Origin of the sequence: Variovorax soli, from assembly GCF_031454625.1 — a bacterium.
GTDB lineage: Bacteria > Pseudomonadota > Gammaproteobacteria > Burkholderiales > Burkholderiaceae_C > Variovorax > Variovorax soli_A.
This window is the reverse complement of sequence record NZ_JAVDRF010000015.1, coordinates 1-15,436: the sequence shown is the minus strand read 5'-3', so window position 1 is coordinate 15,436 and position 15,436 is coordinate 1. Positions and strand designations below refer to the sequence as shown.

Below are 15,436 nucleotides of genomic sequence, written 5' to 3'. Positions count from 1 at the left end.
CCGCCCTCGGCTCACCCGTTCATGGGATGCGTTGCATCCCCCCCTGCCTCGACACTCGCGTCGCTTCTTTCCATGCAAGCGCCTGTCAACACCCAAAACCACGAGGAGCTCGTTTTCATGACATCCATTTCCCCCAAGATCCGTGCCGGCTGCACCGCGGCACTGGTGCTCTCGCTGGCCGCCTGCGGAGGCGGCGGGGGAGGTGGAGGAGGATTCCCGGTCGCCGCCAGTGGTACCGGCAGCGCCGGCACCGGCAGCACCGGCACGGGAAGCACCGATACCGGCGACACCACGACGGCCGCCAAGCTCAGCGGGGTGGCTGCCACCGGCGCGGCGTTCAGCGGCGCCACGATCACCGTGGTCGACCAGACCGGCACCACGGTCTGCACGACCCAGACCGACAGCGCCGGCGCCTATGCCTGCACCTTGCCGGCGAGCACCAAGGCACCGCTGGTCATCAAGGCCGTGCGCGACGACCAGACCCTCTACAGCACCACGGCCAGCGCGGCAGGCGGCACTGCCAACGTGACGCCGCTCACCACCATCATCGTGGCCGAGCTCTCGCCCGACGGCAACCCGGCCAGCCTGGCCGGCGCGATCCAGACCAACCCAGCCGCCGTGACCGCCGACACCATCAAGAAGCAGACCGACGACCTGGTCGCGGCCATCACTCCGCTGTTATCGGCTTTGAGCCTGGCGGCGATCGACCCGATCTCGGGCAGCTTCGCCGCCGATGGAACCGGCCAAGACAAGGTGCTCGATTCGATTTCGGTCAGCGTGCTGCCCGACGGCACCGCCGCCAATGTCGAGATCACCGTCAAGGCCGCGCCCTCGGCCGACGGGAGCGCGCCACTGTCCATCAGCTACAGCACCAGCAGCGCCACCACACCCGTGCTGCCTGCCATCGCGGCCAGCACGCTGACCAACACACCCTCGCCGGCGACGGTCACCGAGCTCTTCACGCGCCTCACGGCTTGCTACGCGCTGCCGCTGTCGCAGCGGGTCAACGCGCCGAACGACACGGCCGCCGTCACAGGCGGTCCGGCCGACGTGATTGCGCCGGCCTGCCGCACGCTGTTCGTCGGCGACGACCCGTCCACCTACTACGGCAACGGCAACACCGTGGGCCGCACTGCCAGCAACCGGGGCGCATTCAGCAGCCTGTTCCGGCCCGGCCCCACCGGCATGGTGTGGGACCGAGGCAACTTCGAGTTCGTGCGCGCCAACGGCGACCTGGTGTTCAGCTACCGCTGGACCGATGCCGCGGGCAACACGGACAACGACACCCTCATCGCGCGCAATGTCGGCGGCACGCTCAAGCTCGCGGGCAATGGCTACGACTACGGCGCCAGCGTGCGCCCCTTCTCGGAGCATCGCGACCTGATCAACACGCCGAACTTCAACTCCTACACCACTGGCTACAACATCAACATCGACAACAGGACCGACGGCGGCGGCAACCCGATCTTCAGCAAGGTGCTGGTGACCGCGCCCGACGGCGTGGTTCGCGCCTTCGTGCCGCAGGCGGGCTTGTCGTACCTAGTGCTGATGAAGGACGACGGCGTGACGCCGAGCGGCAGCCCGATCGTTCGGTTGGCCGGCGCCTACCAGAACCCAGGCACAGCCGGCAACCCGGCCGACAAGGAGCTCAGCCTCTATTTCGTGAGCACGCAGTACACCGACGCGCAAATCGCGGCGCTGCAGAACCAGAGCGTGTGGACCTTGGAGTTCTTCGACACCGGCAATGCCAAGGTCGCCACGCAGAAGTACCGCACCCTGGCCCGCGCGCAGTCGGTCGCCGAGATCCGGCAGCTCGCCTTTGCGAACATCACCGCGACGATGCGTGCCGAGTTGCTCGCCGACACCGACATTGCGACCGGCGGCGCCAGCATCTTCGGTGCGCCCAGCCAGAACGACCCGAACAACGTCGACTTCAGCGCCGACGGTCAGCTCGACGCCTGGACCGTGCCGCAGGGTGCGCTGGCGCCGACCTCGTTGTCCGTGTTCGGTCGGGCGCCCTTCGGCAGCACCGCTGCCGGCCAGCCGGGAGCGCGCTTCAACGACAGCACCGGCGTGGCGAGCTCGGCGCGCAAGGCGCTCGTGTTCTGCTCGACTCAGAGCGGCAGCGACAAGCATTGCGACAACACGCTCGGACAGCAGTACGCCCAGGGGACCACGATCAACACGGTCGAACTCTGGGCCCGCAATGCGCGCCAGGTCGAGATCAGCAAGAAGATCGGGTTCTACAAGCTTCAGTAGCAGGCCACGCCCGTCTCGAAGTCGCAGCCCCGCCCGAGGGGCTGCTTTCCCTGGTCGGATTGGCAGCACTTTCGTCAATCGCATTTGATGAGGTGAGAGTCGTGCGGGGAATGCAGAATGCACTCAACAACAATGGAGAAACCGTGCCGGTCTTCACGAATCGCGTTTTGACCGCCCGTACGTACGAAGCCGTTTTCCGCACCAGCTTCATCGCGCAATCGGATCGCCTCGGTATGGCCACGGTCAGGAAAGTCAACAAAGGCTGGAGCGTCGATGGATGGCTCCCGACTGGTAGGGAATCTCGGCAATGTCGAGGTCAGCTTCGATGGTCATGCTTTGGCGTTGAGGGGCGAATTGGCGAGCGCTCGGGAACGTCAGGTGATGGCCGCGAAGCGAACTTGGCCACTCGTGCAGTTCTGGCACCAGGGCCGTTTACAAAAGACTCGCCTATCTGAAGCTGACTGGCAAGTGTTCACCGAGCTGGCAGAAGTTTGAACGACTGATAAACGTGATCGATGGCGGCTTGCGCTGCAATTTTCCGGTTCACCGACTGTTTTTCGAGATTACCGAAGCCGAGCGCATTGAAGACCTTCCTCGTCTGGTTTCGGTATTCCAGACCTACAAGCAGTACGGGGTCACGTCGGCCCTCTTGACGAGGTCGGGCTGGAAGCCCGCAAAGAGTTCGAAACCGGCAAAGCCGGGCCGCGGTGCTCCGTCAGCCTGGACGGCAGCGGGCTGGCCAATCGCCTCCTGGGGCGCGTGCGCGCGTAGCGCCGTGCAGCCGGGCCGCCTGCCGGCGATCCTTGTGCAGTGGTGGTATCCGATGCCGCAGGCGAATGCCACGCCGGTCCAGATCGCCGGCATCGTCAGCGACTTTGCCGGTCTTGGATCGCTGCGCGTGCTCGGTTTCCCGGTGAACGCCGCTTTGGCGACCATCACCGGGCGGGCTTGCCAGCTCGCTCATCTACCAACGCCAACACCAGCCCCCACCCCAGCTCCGCCGGCACCGACGCCAGCCCCGACTCCAGCTCCGCCAGCACCAACACCGGCACCAACGCCAGCTCCAACGCCAGCTCCGCCGGCGCCGACACCAGCGCCGGCACCAACACCAGCTCCAGACCCGGCACCACCGCTGGGACCACCGGCCGCACCGCCGCCAGCACTACCGCTGCCACCGCTCCCAGCGCCACCGCTCCCAGCGCCACCGCTTCCGGCGCCACCGCTCCCAGCGCCACCGCTCCCAGCGCCACCGCTCCCAGCGCCACCGCTGCCGGCGCCACCGCTGCCGGCGCCACCACTTCCCGTGCCGCCACCGCCTGGATCTGCGCGCGCAAATGGCCCGCTAGCGCCCGCGGCTCTGGAAACACCAAGGGCACCAGCCCCGCCAGAAGGACTACCTCCACGAGCCTCGCCCCAAATTTCGTTCTGAGGTGATCGAACTGATAGTCCCCTGGTCAAGCACGGCGCTTCTCCAAAGGGGTTGTAACGGTCGCATGCGGCCGCGCCACCTGCTGCCGAAGGATTGGCGGCGGCGGCTTGCAGCTGGCTGCCGGAGCCACCAGTCTGCGCATCGCCGCTTCTTGGATGTGCATCTACGACCGATGGCCTCGCCAACGGAACAGCCGTCGTGGGGGACACCTCCTCGTTACCGGTTTTGAGTTCGTCTGCGGTGGCGAATTGGGGTGTGCGCCGCGCGGTTCGAAATTGCTCCCTAGGCACGGGCGCTGGCAAAGGTCGGGCTGTTTCGGGCGAAGGGCGAACTCTTACCGCTGCAGTTCGCCGACGCTCCGAAGCGATGTCCTCCTGGTCGAGGGACTCTTTAGCCGCAGCCGGCGACGTCAGGCTCGCAATTTTCGAAGACGCAGATTGCCCGGTGCCTTCCGCAGGTGTCGCGTTGAGTTGCGAGGCCACGCCTGCCTGGTCCGCCGCGGCCGTGGGCGGCGGAAGGGATGGCGGCGGCGCCTGATCCCCGGAGGCGAGAGGCTGCTGAGGCGCAGTTGCCGCTGCGTGGTTCTCGGACGGATCTGGCGACGCTGGAGAAACTGCCGTCGATGAGTCCAATGACGCAGCACGCGATTGTGGAGAAGCCGCTGCCGTTCGTTGTGCTGGAAAGCTGGCCGATTGAATCAGGGACGGCGTCGCGCCAGAACGCGGGGCTGCCTTCCCCGAGCGGCCCAAGTACCAGAAGAGGAAAGCACCGTACAACAGCGCCAGCACGATCACGAGCCAGACGATCGACACGTCGACGCCAGGGGGCACGCGAATCCAGCCAAGGCGACTTGCCATCGCGGCGCTGCGTTTTTCGGATGCAACGCCCTTTGGCGACAAGGAGGGGTCCGGCGCCGTTTGCCGCAAGCGCGATTCACTCCAGGTGGTGTGGAAGGAGGTCGCACCTGAGCGGATGCCCGTGAACTTGCCGGCGCAACCACGGCAGTACCTGGCGCGGTCCCTGTTGGGCGTGTGGCACGACTCGCAGAACTTCGTCATGCCGGTACTCCCCCAGCGGGGCAGCTCGTGCCATCGGTTATTCGCGTCGAGTGGACGGCAACAAAACCGTGTCCTCTCTTGGCGACCCATCTCCTATTGAGCATGACGGACTTTGGCATTCTTTTCTCCTGCGCGGAGTGCCATACTACACTTTACTTACATTTAGCTGCTCAGTGTAAGACGGCAGGCCGAAAAGGCTGTCTCGCTGACACGCCGTCAAAGCAAAACCGTGTCGTCTTTTTGGATCGAGTCGAACAAGATGCTGTCGTTGCATGACTCGGATGGCGAGGTAACCGGCGTTCGCCAGTTTGCGTGCGAGCGTTTCGTCCAGCATGGTAGACGTAGACCACGGCGCCCTCTTCCAGGCCAAGAGAACTCGGTTTGAATTGGGGTCGGTTGCTGAGCACCCTACAAGCAACAATCCAGCAAGCGCCGACGGTTTCCTCCGGTAAGAGCGACCTTCCTGCTTGAGCCGAATACCGTTTCGGGGACGGAAGCCAGTATCAACCCCTCGCAGTCGGTTCGGCTCTCCTGCGAATTCCAGTCAAGCGACGTGACGCTGATCCGCTGCAGCGTCGCCCCTTTTGAGGCCTCCTCCAATCATCCAGTGCTGCAGATCATCCCGGCCAACTGGCAACCGCTGTTGCGGGGCCCGCCAGATGTAACCGGGACGGGCCACGACACCTAAATTCATCAATGCGGCCGAGCCAGGCTCTGATTGCGAAATTTCGAAGCTCCAAAGATGCCGCTCCCTACGTCCAGAGTTGGCTGCCTCCGGTCCGCCATGGACTACGTCCAATTTCTGGATGCAGCGCAACCTGGAGGTAGGCTGCCTTTCTATTCGTTGGCTACTTCTCCATCGCCCGCGCAAACTCGCACCATGTCCACCGTACGTTACTAACTTGGTGCACAGGATCGAAGTTGTAGGCAGCACTCGGTCAAACAGAACCACAAAAGTTGGCGAGCCAGGACCCGCGGCGAACGTCAGGCGGAAAAAAAACCGACTCAGGAGAGTCGGTTTTTTCAAAGGAAGTTACGAAGTTACTGGCGTCAGTAGCGACCACCGCCGTAGCCACCGGTGCCATAGCCGATGTCCGTGCGCTTTGCTGCACTGTAGCCAGCCGAACTGTATCCGCCTGAGCCGTGGCCCTCTTCGCGGGGACGGGCCAAGTTCACGACTATCGAGCGTCCATCGACCGACGTGCCGTTCAGACCTTTAATGGCGGCTTGGGCGACTTCGGGAGAAGCCATTTCCACAAACCCGAAGCCCTTGGAGCGGCCGGTTTCGCGGTCCATCATGACCTTGGCCGAAGAGACGCGGCCAAACTCGGCAAAGTTGTTCTCCAAGCTGGAATCGGTCACGGAATAGGGCAGGTTGCCCACGTAGATTTTGCTGCTCATGGAAAGAGCCTTTCTGAATGAAGGTGCGCAACGAATGTCGCGCCTTTGGAGCACGGGTGTCCGGATCGGGAATCCGCAGCAACCGGCAAGGGTGTATGCGATCTGCGGCAGCAGATCATCAGCACATAGGGGGGTGCGGCATGCATGTTTGCAGCCAGCCCTGGGTGACCGCAAAAAGCCGGGCGGCTTCGCGCGAAGCAAAGGCTTTGTCAAACCGGAATACTCGGCAGTAGCTGCCGTTACCTTGGGAACGATGGACCGAGAAGGAGGCGCGAAAGCGGCCACATTCGGTCTGGTGTGTCGCGGGCGAAACGACGTACTTGCCCATGGAAATGGCGATCTTTGGAATCTAATTCATTCAGGAATCGCAGGCTTGAATCAACCTGCGCGAGCCATAGGAACTCAGTTGGCTGCAGCTCTACAGACCAACAGGGCGACACGGTCGCAGAACTTGGCCTGCATGGGGCGGACTCCGGCCTCTGCAGGCATTGCATCAACGACGATCGAACGCCGTGAGCGCAATAGCCGATATTATATCACTGGTTGGCATTTAAAGGACCACTATATTCCATATGGCATTAAAGGTGTCACTTCGGAAGCGCCACGGTCTCCTCCATAACCGCTTCTCTGATGGGGGCGCGTTCGCCGCAGCGTGCCATCTGAGCGTTGTGGACACGGTGCTCTGCAGCCCTGAACTGATGCCCGAGGGACTACAGCTGGCGCAAACAAGGGGTGGCCGCCCGCCACATCGTCAGTGGCGCGTCGCAGGAGGCGGGGAACCGAGAGCTTCTAACGCCCACCCAAGCTAACTCGTGCCACCTGCGCGTACCGGGGGAGTGGGACGCGGGGATGCCCAGGCCCGTGTCAAGCCGCAGTCGGCGCCCTGCCGGCCGATCGCCGCTCGCAAGCACTTGCCCAGCGCGATGATTCGCGGCACTCTAGTTTCCATGGCCACGCCCATCATCATTAGCGTTCCACATCAGCTCGGCCGCGCAGAGGCCCGACGTCGCATTGAGACCGGTTTCGCGAAGATCATCAACCTTCTGCCGGGCAGCAGCGGGGCCCGCAGCGAGCGCTGGGATGGTGACCGGCTCATTTTCAACGTCGCGGCGCTGAGTCAGACGATCTCCGGTGTCATTCACGTGCTCGACGCCGCCGTAGTGATGGAAATTGAGGTGCCCGGTATCCTTCGCGTGTTCGCAGGCGGCCTCAAGGAAAGACTGCAGAAAATGGGACAACTGCTGCTGACAAGGGCCAGGAGCAGTGACGAATGAACGCCGGACATGAAGAAACTCCGCACGTGGCGGTGTCAACGACCGCCAAGGTGTTCCGCCTCGACTGAGGATCAACGCATGTACATCACCGACCTCAGGCACTTCCTCGATGCACGCGGGGACAAAGGCCCTACGCGGTCGGCACGCGTAGTGGTCGACGCAGCCAGGCACTTCATCGCTCAAGGTGGCACCTGGGAGCATGACGAACACCTGCAGGTCCGTTTACATGCGGCAGTGCCTGGAAGACTGGCGTGCCCCGTGTACAGGTCGTTCGATGAGTCCCGAACGCAACTCATCGAATAGCCGGCGCTCTTGGCACATCAACGACCCGATCTCGGCGCGAGCGGGGCAGGGTTGGTGGCAAAAGCGAGCCGCATTGACAGCGTGGGGATCTTCATTTCCCTGAGCGCCTCCTCCGATGGTTGTCCAAGTCATCCAGGGCCCTGTCCGCTGCGTGCGCCGGTTTCTACCGCAGGCGCTGGGATCGGACCGCAGCGAGAGCCGTCTTTCAACAGCGATTGCAGAGAGGCTCTGGGTTCCCGCGGGCGCTTTCTAGTCCCGAAGCTGCGCCCAGACCGGCGCGTGGTCGCTTGGCTTCTCGCGCCCGCGGTGTTCCGCATCGACGCCCGACGCTCGAAGACGGCTCCTGAGACTGGGGCTGAGCAAAAGGAAGTCCATTCGGAATCCGGCGTTCCGGCGAAACGCGTGGTCGTTGACCCAGAACGTGTACAACTCCCCACGGCCCTTTGGATTCAGGAAGCGCGCGCTGTCGATCCAGCCTTGGGCGAGCAGCCGCTGGTAAGCGGCTCTCGTTTCCGGCTGCAGCACGGCGTCGAACCGCCAGGATCCGGCGTTGTAGATATCTTCGTTGGTCGGAACCACATTGAAGTCCCCGCAGAGGACGACCTCGCCTCCTACCAGCGTGTTCACGTGCGCGTTGAAGCGCTCGAACCACTTCAGCTTGTAGTCGAAGTTGTTGCTTGGAACCGGATTCCCGTTTGGCAAGTAGACGCAGGCCACTCGCACAGGGCCGACGTCGGCCTCGAGGTATCTCGCCTGGCCATCCGCATCGTCGTTCGGAAGTCCCCGTCGAACTTCTGCCGGCTCGGCCGTTCGAGACAGGATTGCGACGCCGTGGTGCCGCGGCTGGCCGTGCCAGATGACGTGGTAGCCCGCGGCCTCCAGAGGTTCGTGCGGAAATGTCGCGTCGCCCGTCTTGATCTCCTGTAGACAGGCAATGTCCGGCTGGGCGTCCCGGAGCCAGTCGAGAAGACGTGGCATTCGGCCCCTGATGCCGTTGACGTTGAATGTCGCGACCTTCATGCCTTTCCTGAAAAATGCAGGGTGCGCCTTCGGCAGCCGCGTCCTCGCCATTCTCCTGTATTCGGCCGAGCATCTACTGCCGGCCGACCGCGATCGCGCCGTCCCGGTCCAGCATACGCGCACACCGGGGCTCGGGCGATCCGGTTGCGCAAACATGCGGGTCATGTCCGGTCGCCAGTACGCCCAGTCCAGTGCCCGAATGACCATCAAAGCGCGATCCCCCCGTTGTTGCATCTGTGCCCAAGCACCTGAATGGGGTCTACGCGTTCAAATCGTTGGCGCCGTCCGCGAGTTCCCTGATGCAAAGGTCAACCAGCGAGCGCCAGCCCTTGAGGTCTGATCGCTGTCCTTTTTTCGCCTCCACTTCTCTTTCGGCCTGCGCTGAAAGTGGCGATTCATCGAGGCGGGCAAGTAAGGAATCCGGGCGCGGCGCCGGCTCCCCCGGCTCGGAACCTGCCGAGGATCGCGGCAGGGGAAGACGTGGTCTGCTTCGATCTCGGCGATCGTTGGAGGCGGCCAGTCTCGAAGAAGGCGCTTTGCCCCGAGCAGCCGGTACACGGCGGAAGGGATCCCAACGTGAGCAGGCTCCATTCCCGAAAAAATGCCGACCCGACACGCTGGCAGAAGGTGGTTGGGCTGCGCCAAGCCAGGCAGCGGGCAGGATGTCCTACGCAAAAGCGCAGCCAAGACTGGCGCCGTGGCCTTCTCCACAGAGCAAAAAAGAACGCCCAGGATGCGCCAGGAGTTCAGTCATGCGCTATCGGTCGGTTCTTCTTATCTGTTCATCCCTTCTTTGCCTTGTCGCCCAAGCACAGGCGCCTGCGAAGGCGCCCGCCGGCAGCACGGCGCAATGCAAGGATGGAACCTACTCGAGCGCCGCCAAGAGGTCTGGCGCGTGCGCCGGTCATCGGGGGGTCAAGACGTGGTACGGAGCCGCTACAGCGGCAGTGCAGACCCAGTCTCCCGCCGTGACGGCGACTGGCGCTGCGCCGACGACGGGTGAGCCGTCCAAGACCCCGGGCACCCCGGAGAATCCTGTGAAGCCTGCACCCTCAGGAACGCAGAAGTAGCAGGCTCGGTCTGGTCGGCAAGTAGAAGCGACAGCGGCGGCACTCGCGCCGCCGAGGGCGATAGGAATGGCATGGGTGACCTCCTGTGGACCGACGACCCAGCCGGCCTCGAAGGCACTGTTCTTTCAGGGGCGGTGCGCCCTGCCCTGCCGGCTTTCCGCTGGCCCAGGGGCGACTAAACATAACAAGCGCTTGCCGCCCTCCCCTGTGTCGGGGCAAAGGTGTGACGTCGCCTTCCAGCAAAGTTGAGATGTCGCATAGTCGGCCGCCCCGAGCTCCGAGGCATGGCCATAGGTGACAGCCGCAGCGACGATCACGATGACCATGCACAAGGCAGACCGGCTCAACACGATCCGGAGATGGTCGACCGCGTGGTGCGCGTCGTCCGGTCGCGCAGCGGTGGCCTGAGCCGACGCCAACTTGAGCGGCTCATTCAGCCGCGCGCGGCGGAGGAAGTCGGGCTGCCGATGACTGCTTTCCGGCGATCGTGACGTCTGCTGTAAGGCGGGGCTGGGCCCATAAGCGACACTCGCCTACCTGAATTGGCGGCTGCGAAGCAGTCGCTCGCGAGCGTGCGCGACGGCGGGGGCTCAATAGCCGCGCGAGCGGTCGATGACGTTCAAGAGCTGCTCGCCGCGCTGATACCGGCGAAGGTTCTCCTGCAGGATGGGTGCAGCGGTCTCGGGCTGGGTCATGCTCGCCACGTGAGGCGTCAGGAACACACGCGGATGAGCCTACAAGCCTCGCATGGCTGCGTACGTGGCTTCGTACTGGCACGACACCGCACCGCGCGTCGACGCCGCGGTGCAAGGCCCTCCGGGCGCTCGCGCGGACGTCGTTGTTGCGGGCGGCGGGTTCACCGGTCTTTCCGCCGCCCTTGCCTTGGCGACGAAGGGCGCGCAAGTCGTGCTTTTGGAAGCCGATCGTGTCGGAGCTTGCGCCTCCGGCCGCAACGGTGGCCATGTCAACAATGGCTTTGCCCAGGACTACGTCGCCATGTGTGCGCGGCTGGGCGCCGACCGGGCGAACCTGCTCTATCGGTCATCTCTTGTCATTCGCGATTGTCTTTTCTGTGGCGCCGTTTCGTAGCACAGTGTGCCCGTACTGGGGCACGTGAGAAAATCTCTTCCTCAGGTCACCGCGCAGATCGCCTCGGCCATCTGCGTCGCCCACGCAGGGTTGCCAAACCTGAGCTGATCGAGGACGTCGCTAGGCGGCACGTCTAGCGCCCTCATGCGCTCGGCATGCCTCCGCGCCTCGTCGGTGCGGCCGGTCGCCAGCAGGCACACAATCATCGCCTCCCACGCCGGCCGCCATTGCGGCGCCACTTGAGTGGCCCGGATCGCGGCAGCCAGCGCCTGCTCGGGCGCCCCGCTGAAATGGTGGGCCAGCGCGAGGCAGCGATGCCAGTGGAAGTTCTGCGGGTCGAACGGGTTCAGGCGCAAGCCGCGCTCCAGCGGCAGCACCGCATGGGCCGCATCGCCGGCGTACAAGCGCGACATGCCCACGCCCAGGTGAGCGAGCGCGAAGCTCGGGCTGAGCTCGGCCGCGCGCTCGGCGCAGGGTACGGCCTGGTCCAGTGCGCCGGAGAACAGGTAGCTCATCGCCAGAGCGTAGTGGCCGAAAGGGTCGCGCTCGTCGAGTCGCACGCCGCGCAGCGACGACTGCACCGCTTCGCGCAGATCCGACGCGGCATCCTCGCTCCAGCCGTACCCGACGATGCTTTCATTCACGCGGCCGAGCCACATATGTGCCTCGGGCAGCTGCGCGTCCGCCGCCACGGCCTTGCGGAACAGCTCGCGAGCGAGACGATGCGTCGGCCGCGTGATCTGGTGGAACTGCCAAGTCCCTTGGCGCACCAGCTCCCACGCGCCGAGCTGCTCGCTGCGCCGCTGAGAAGCGCGTAGACCTTCGGTTCTCAAGAGCTCCGGCTCGATTGCGCCGGCGACGCACTGCGTGATCTCGTCCTGCAACGTGAACACATCGCTCAAGCGCGCTTCGTAGCGCTCGGCCCACAGCTCGGCGCCGTCCGCGGCATCGACAAGGTGCACGCCGATGCGCATGCGGTCACCCGCCCTTCGCACACTGCCCTCGAGCACATAGCGCACGCCCAGCTCGCGCGAGATCTGCCGCGCGTCCAATGCTTTGCCCTTGAACGCGAAGCTGGAGTTGCGCGCGATCACCAGGAGCCAGCGGGCGCGCGACAGGTTGGTGATGATGTCCTCGCTGACGCCGTCGGCGAAGTACTCCTGGTCGCGGTCGCCGCTCAGATTGCTGAAAGGCAGCACGGCGATAGTCGGCTTGTCGTGGAGCATGAGGTCGACCGGCTGTTCGTCCGCCTCGCCAACGAAGCGATAGCCCCGGCCCGCGACGGTAGTGACGCGGCTCCTGCCACGGCTGCCTTCATCCAGCACCTTGCGCAGCGCCGACATGTGCACCTGGATCGCATTTTCCTCCACGATGGTGCCGGCCCACACGCGGGCCAGCAGATCGGCCTTCGTGACGAGCTGACCGCGCGCGGCGACGAGCTCGCAAAGAATGTCCAGCGCGCGATCGCCCAGCCTCACGGGTGCGCCGTCACGCCGCAGCTCGCGTCGACCAAGGTGGAGCTGGAACGGGCCGAACCGGACTTCGTCGCCTGTTATCTCATGCATGGGCTTCAGGAATTCTTCAGGCCATGCCAAGGACTTTAAGCGGTGGGGCCTCTACCGTCCAGACCGTGCCGGGCTGCGGCACGAGCTTCGAAAGGACACGCCATGTCGACCACCCGTGAAGACATGCTGGGCACCTGGAAGATGCGCTCCTGGACCATCGAGGACCTGATCAGCGAGGAGCGCCGCGATGCGCTTGGCCCCGAGCCGCGTGGCTGGATCACCTACACGCCCGGCGGTCGCGTGATGGTGCTCGTGGTGGCGCGCGAGCGCGTGCGCCCAGCCCACCTCGTGCCCACCGAGTGGGAGAAGATTGCCCTCTACGACTCGATGTTCGCCTATGCCGGCAGCTTCGAGTTAGACGGTACTAAGGTGATCCACCACATCGACACGAGCTGGAACGAGGCCTGGCGCGGCACGAGCCAGGTTCGCTACTGCGAGATGCGCGGGGACGAGCTCAAGTACGTGTCGGCGCCCGCGCGCAGTCCGATAACAGGCCGCGACTGCGTGCACACGGTGGTGTTCGAGCGGCTTGCGTAGCCCGACCCCGCGCTCACGCCTTCTGGAGTGGAATTGTCAACATGGCCGAAGGCGCAGTCGCGCCCTGGAGGCTGATCGGACGGGGGGACTTGCGCTGAGTGCCCCCGACTGGAGGGGTCCCAGTTTGACGAATTCCCTTCACCGGTTCTGAAGAGAAATTGTCACGACGGTAGATGGCTTGGCAATGGAGAGCGCATAGGTAGCCATGACACGCTGATTTTCAGCGTATTGCCGCCGATCGAGCCCACCAGCGTGACCTCGAAACCGTCGAGCACCGGAGCGCGATCACCACGCACCAGTGTCAGCGCGACCAGGGGCAGGCGATCGAGGTGGGCCGGCATGTTGCTGCGAAGAGGCGTCATGCGGGCGCGAGCTTGCGATCGGCCGGTGCCGGCGGCGTCCATTCGTACAGCCAGGTTTCGCTCAAGGCCTGGCCGTCGGCACGCAGGAAGAGCCGCAGCGTGACCGGACCACTGCGCGGCGGCGGCACCGCGTCGAAGGTGGCGCGGACGCCGTTCACCGATGCGAGCGGGCGTGCCGACTTGAGCTCGATGCTTCCACTCGATGCGGTGATGACGGGCTCGATCGTCGTCGTCTTCGGGTCGATCCGCGCCAGCTGGCCGCCTGCGAAGTCGACCACGAAGCGCCAGGACCAGTGCTGCGGCTTGCGCCCGACCGTGCCGCCGATGCCGGTGCGCGTGGCCACGCAGGTGGCGAGCGCCGGGCGCACCGGCGCGGTGGCGCCCCAGTAGAGGCGATAGCCGTACAGCAGCTCCTGCCCGCGCTGCGGCTTCTGCGCCGGGTTCCAGAAGGCCACGACGTTGTCGAAGGTCTCGTCCACCGTCGGTATCTCGACCAGCTGGACCGCGCCTTCGCCCCATGCTCCCTTGGGCTGGACCCAGAGCGAAGGGCGCTTCTCGTAGAAGGCGCCGTCGTCCTGGTAGTGGTCGAAATTGCGGTCGCGCTGCATCAGGCCGAAGCCCTCGGGGTCCTTGTCGACAAAGGAGCTGAAGCGCAGCGTGGCCGGGTTCACGAGTGGGCGCCAGATCCATTCGCCGTTGCCCCGGTGCATCGCCAGACCGTCGGAGTCGTGGATCTCGGGACGCCAGTCGCGGGCCGTGCGGCGGTCGTTCTCGCCGACGTGGAACATGCTTGTGCAGGCGGCGATGCCGAGGCGCTCGATCTGCCTGCGCGGATAGAGCGCGGCATCGACCTCCATCGTCAGCAGTTCGCCCGGCGTGATCGCGAAGCGGTAGGCGCCGGTGATGCTGGGCGAGTCGAGCATCGCGTAGACCACCACCGAGTTCGCGCCCGGCGCCGGCCGCTCGAACCAGAAGTCGGTGAAGTCCGGAAAGTCCTCGTCGTGGCCCAGCGCCGTGTCGACTGCGAGGCCGCGTGCCGACAGGCCGTACTGTCTCTCGGCGCCCACCGCGCGGAAGTAGCTGGCGCCGAGAAAGGCGGCGACATCCCTGTCGAAGTCGGGCGCGACGTGGACGCGAAAACCGGCAAAACCGAGGTCGCGCGGCTGCCGCGCGCCGTCGAGGCCGCTTCGGCCGTAGTCGAACATCGCAGGGTTGTAGGCGAGCTCCTGCGCCTGACCGCCGGCGAGCTCGAACATACGCACCGGGCGCTTGAAGAACAGTCCCAGATGGAACAGGCGAATCCGGAAGCGCAGTCTTTCGTCGGCCCACAGCGCATGGTCGGGCTTGAAGCGGATCGCCTGGTACTGGTCCCAGTCGAGCGCCGCGACATCGCGCGGCAGCGCTTTGCCGTGCGGCCGATAGGGCGTGTGAGCGAGATCGCGCGCGGCGCCCTTGAGCCAGGCGTAATCGAATTTTCCGGGGCTGCCGAGCGGCTGGAGTTCGGCGGCCCAGGCTGCGGGTGCCACCGCAAGGCTCGTGCAGCCTGTGCTTGCGAGCGCGCCGGCAGCGAGAAAGCTTCTTCTTCGCATGGCGCAGTCTAGGCAGCGGCGCGGCCGCGGTTCGTCGGACGAGCGCCTGTTCGGAGGGGCTTCGGGCCGTTGACAGGCCCTACATCGCCCGGATGCGTGCCGGCGTGTCCGTCATGAGCGAGAGCTCGGCCCGCCAGGCTACAGAACCTGCTGCCGACTTTGAGATCCTGCTGGTTGAGCCCGGCTACCTTCGCAGGACCTGCAACCGGGAGACGTGGCTCGCGCTGATTGACATCGGCGCATGATCGGCTTGGCGGAGGCTGCGCATGGACCTGCAGCAGCATGCGGCACATCGCGGGCAGCACCGGCAACTGCTCTGGGTCACTTCACCAGCACGCTGATCGGGCTTTTGCTGCTGCCTCCTCAGACCCGCAATTCAATCGAAGTAGTCGAGAAAGTATGGTGTCACTTCCTGGAGGAATTCCATCTCCGCTGTATCGATGCAGCGCGGCTCCAGATCGAAATGAATGAAGGTGCCGT

General features: G+C 64.9%; 14 protein-coding genes and 1 pseudogene. 7 read left to right on the top strand and 8 right to left on the bottom strand.

The features are described from left to right. Positions 1 to 117: 117 nt before the first annotated feature. Positions 118 to 2,259 carry a carboxypeptidase regulatory-like domain-containing protein gene (locus tag J2739_RS24870; protein ID WP_309906697.1) on the top strand — a complete coding sequence of 714 codons (2,142 nt, stop codon included), beginning with the start codon at positions 118 to 120 and terminating at the stop codon, positions 2,257 to 2,259. Between the two features lie 273 nt (positions 2,260 to 2,532). Continuing rightward, positions 2,533 to 2,754: a hypothetical protein gene (locus tag J2739_RS24865; protein WP_309906695.1), complete on the top strand. Its 222-nt coding sequence runs from the start codon at positions 2,533 to 2,535 to the stop codon at positions 2,752 to 2,754. Between the two features lie 123 nt (positions 2,755 to 2,877). On the opposite strand, the gene J2739_RS24860 is transcribed toward J2739_RS24865, so the two are convergent. The 4 genes from J2739_RS24860 to J2739_RS24845 form a co-directional block, all read right to left on the bottom strand. After that, positions 2,878 to 3,198 (bottom strand): hypothetical protein, encoded by a 321-nt coding sequence (locus J2739_RS24860; RefSeq protein WP_309906693.1) that lies wholly within the window; start codon positions 3,196 to 3,198, stop codon positions 2,878 to 2,880. After that, complete coding sequence (locus tag J2739_RS24855; protein WP_309906690.1) at positions 3,195 to 3,593, bottom strand: hypothetical protein; 399 nt, start codon at positions 3,591 to 3,593, stop codon at positions 3,195 to 3,197. The genes J2739_RS24860 and J2739_RS24855 overlap by 4 nt, the downstream gene beginning before the upstream one ends. 2,203 nt (positions 3,594 to 5,796) lie before the next feature. Further along, positions 5,797 to 6,147 carry an RNA recognition motif domain-containing protein gene (locus J2739_RS24850; protein WP_309906688.1) on the bottom strand — a complete coding sequence of 117 codons (351 nt, stop codon included), beginning with the start codon at positions 6,145 to 6,147 and terminating at the stop codon, positions 5,797 to 5,799. 118 nt (positions 6,148 to 6,265) lie between these two features. Continuing rightward, positions 6,266 to 6,475 carry a hypothetical protein gene (locus J2739_RS24845; RefSeq protein ID WP_309906686.1) on the bottom strand — a complete coding sequence of 70 codons (210 nt, stop codon included), beginning with the start codon at positions 6,473 to 6,475 and terminating at the stop codon, positions 6,266 to 6,268. Between the two features lie 619 nt (positions 6,476 to 7,094). Here J2739_RS24845 and J2739_RS24840 point away from each other — a divergent pair. Next, positions 7,095 to 7,421, top strand: coding sequence for a polyhydroxyalkanoic acid system family protein (locus J2739_RS24840; RefSeq protein WP_309906684.1), 327 nt, complete (start codon positions 7,095 to 7,097; stop codon positions 7,419 to 7,421). A 552-nt stretch (positions 7,422 to 7,973) separates the two neighbouring features. Here J2739_RS24840 and xth read toward each other — a convergent pair. Continuing rightward, positions 7,974 to 8,744 (bottom strand): exodeoxyribonuclease III, encoded by a 771-nt coding sequence (gene xth / locus J2739_RS24835; protein ID WP_309906682.1) that lies wholly within the window; start codon positions 8,742 to 8,744, stop codon positions 7,974 to 7,976. Positions 8,745 to 9,043: 299 nt separating this feature from the next. Between xth and J2739_RS24830 the strand changes: the two genes are divergently transcribed. From J2739_RS24830 to J2739_RS24820, 3 genes and pseudogenes are all read left to right on the top strand, one after another. Then, positions 9,044 to 9,814 (top strand): DUF3761 domain-containing protein, encoded by a 771-nt coding sequence (locus tag J2739_RS24830; protein ID WP_309906680.1) that lies wholly within the window; start codon positions 9,044 to 9,046, stop codon positions 9,812 to 9,814. Positions 9,815 to 10,098: 284 nt separating this feature from the next. Beyond that, on the top strand, positions 10,099 to 10,305 hold the full coding sequence (locus J2739_RS24825; RefSeq protein WP_309906678.1) for a hypothetical protein: 207 nt from the start codon (positions 10,099 to 10,101) through the stop codon (positions 10,303 to 10,305). Between the two features lie 256 nt (positions 10,306 to 10,561). Further along, positions 10,562 to 10,858: pseudogene (locus J2739_RS24820) on the top strand (FAD-dependent oxidoreductase); the annotation flags it as partial. A gap of 86 nt (positions 10,859 to 10,944) precedes the next feature. On the opposite strand, the gene J2739_RS24815 reads toward J2739_RS24820, so the two are convergent. After that, positions 10,945 to 12,468 (bottom strand): winged helix-turn-helix domain-containing protein, encoded by a 1,524-nt coding sequence (locus J2739_RS24815; RefSeq protein WP_309906675.1) that lies wholly within the window; start codon positions 12,466 to 12,468, stop codon positions 10,945 to 10,947. Between the two features lie 102 nt (positions 12,469 to 12,570). Here J2739_RS24815 and J2739_RS24810 point away from each other — a divergent pair, with 102 nt between their 5' ends. After that, positions 12,571 to 13,005, top strand: a complete 435-nt coding sequence (locus J2739_RS24810) for a lipocalin-like domain-containing protein (protein WP_309906673.1) — start codon at positions 12,571 to 12,573, stop codon at positions 13,003 to 13,005. A 161-nt stretch (positions 13,006 to 13,166) separates the two neighbouring features. Here the strand turns inward: J2739_RS24810 and J2739_RS24805 are convergent, their stop codons facing one another. Further along, entirely contained in the window at positions 13,167 to 13,367 is a 201-nt protein-coding gene (locus J2739_RS24805; RefSeq protein WP_309906671.1) for a hypothetical protein, read from the bottom strand. Beyond that, positions 13,364 to 14,956: an OpgD/OpgG family glucan biosynthesis protein gene (locus J2739_RS24800; protein ID WP_309906669.1), complete on the bottom strand. Its 1,593-nt coding sequence runs from the start codon at positions 14,954 to 14,956 to the stop codon at positions 13,364 to 13,366. Before J2739_RS24800 ends, J2739_RS24805 begins: the two co-directional genes overlap by 4 nt. Positions 14,957 to 15,436: the final 480 nt, after the last annotated feature.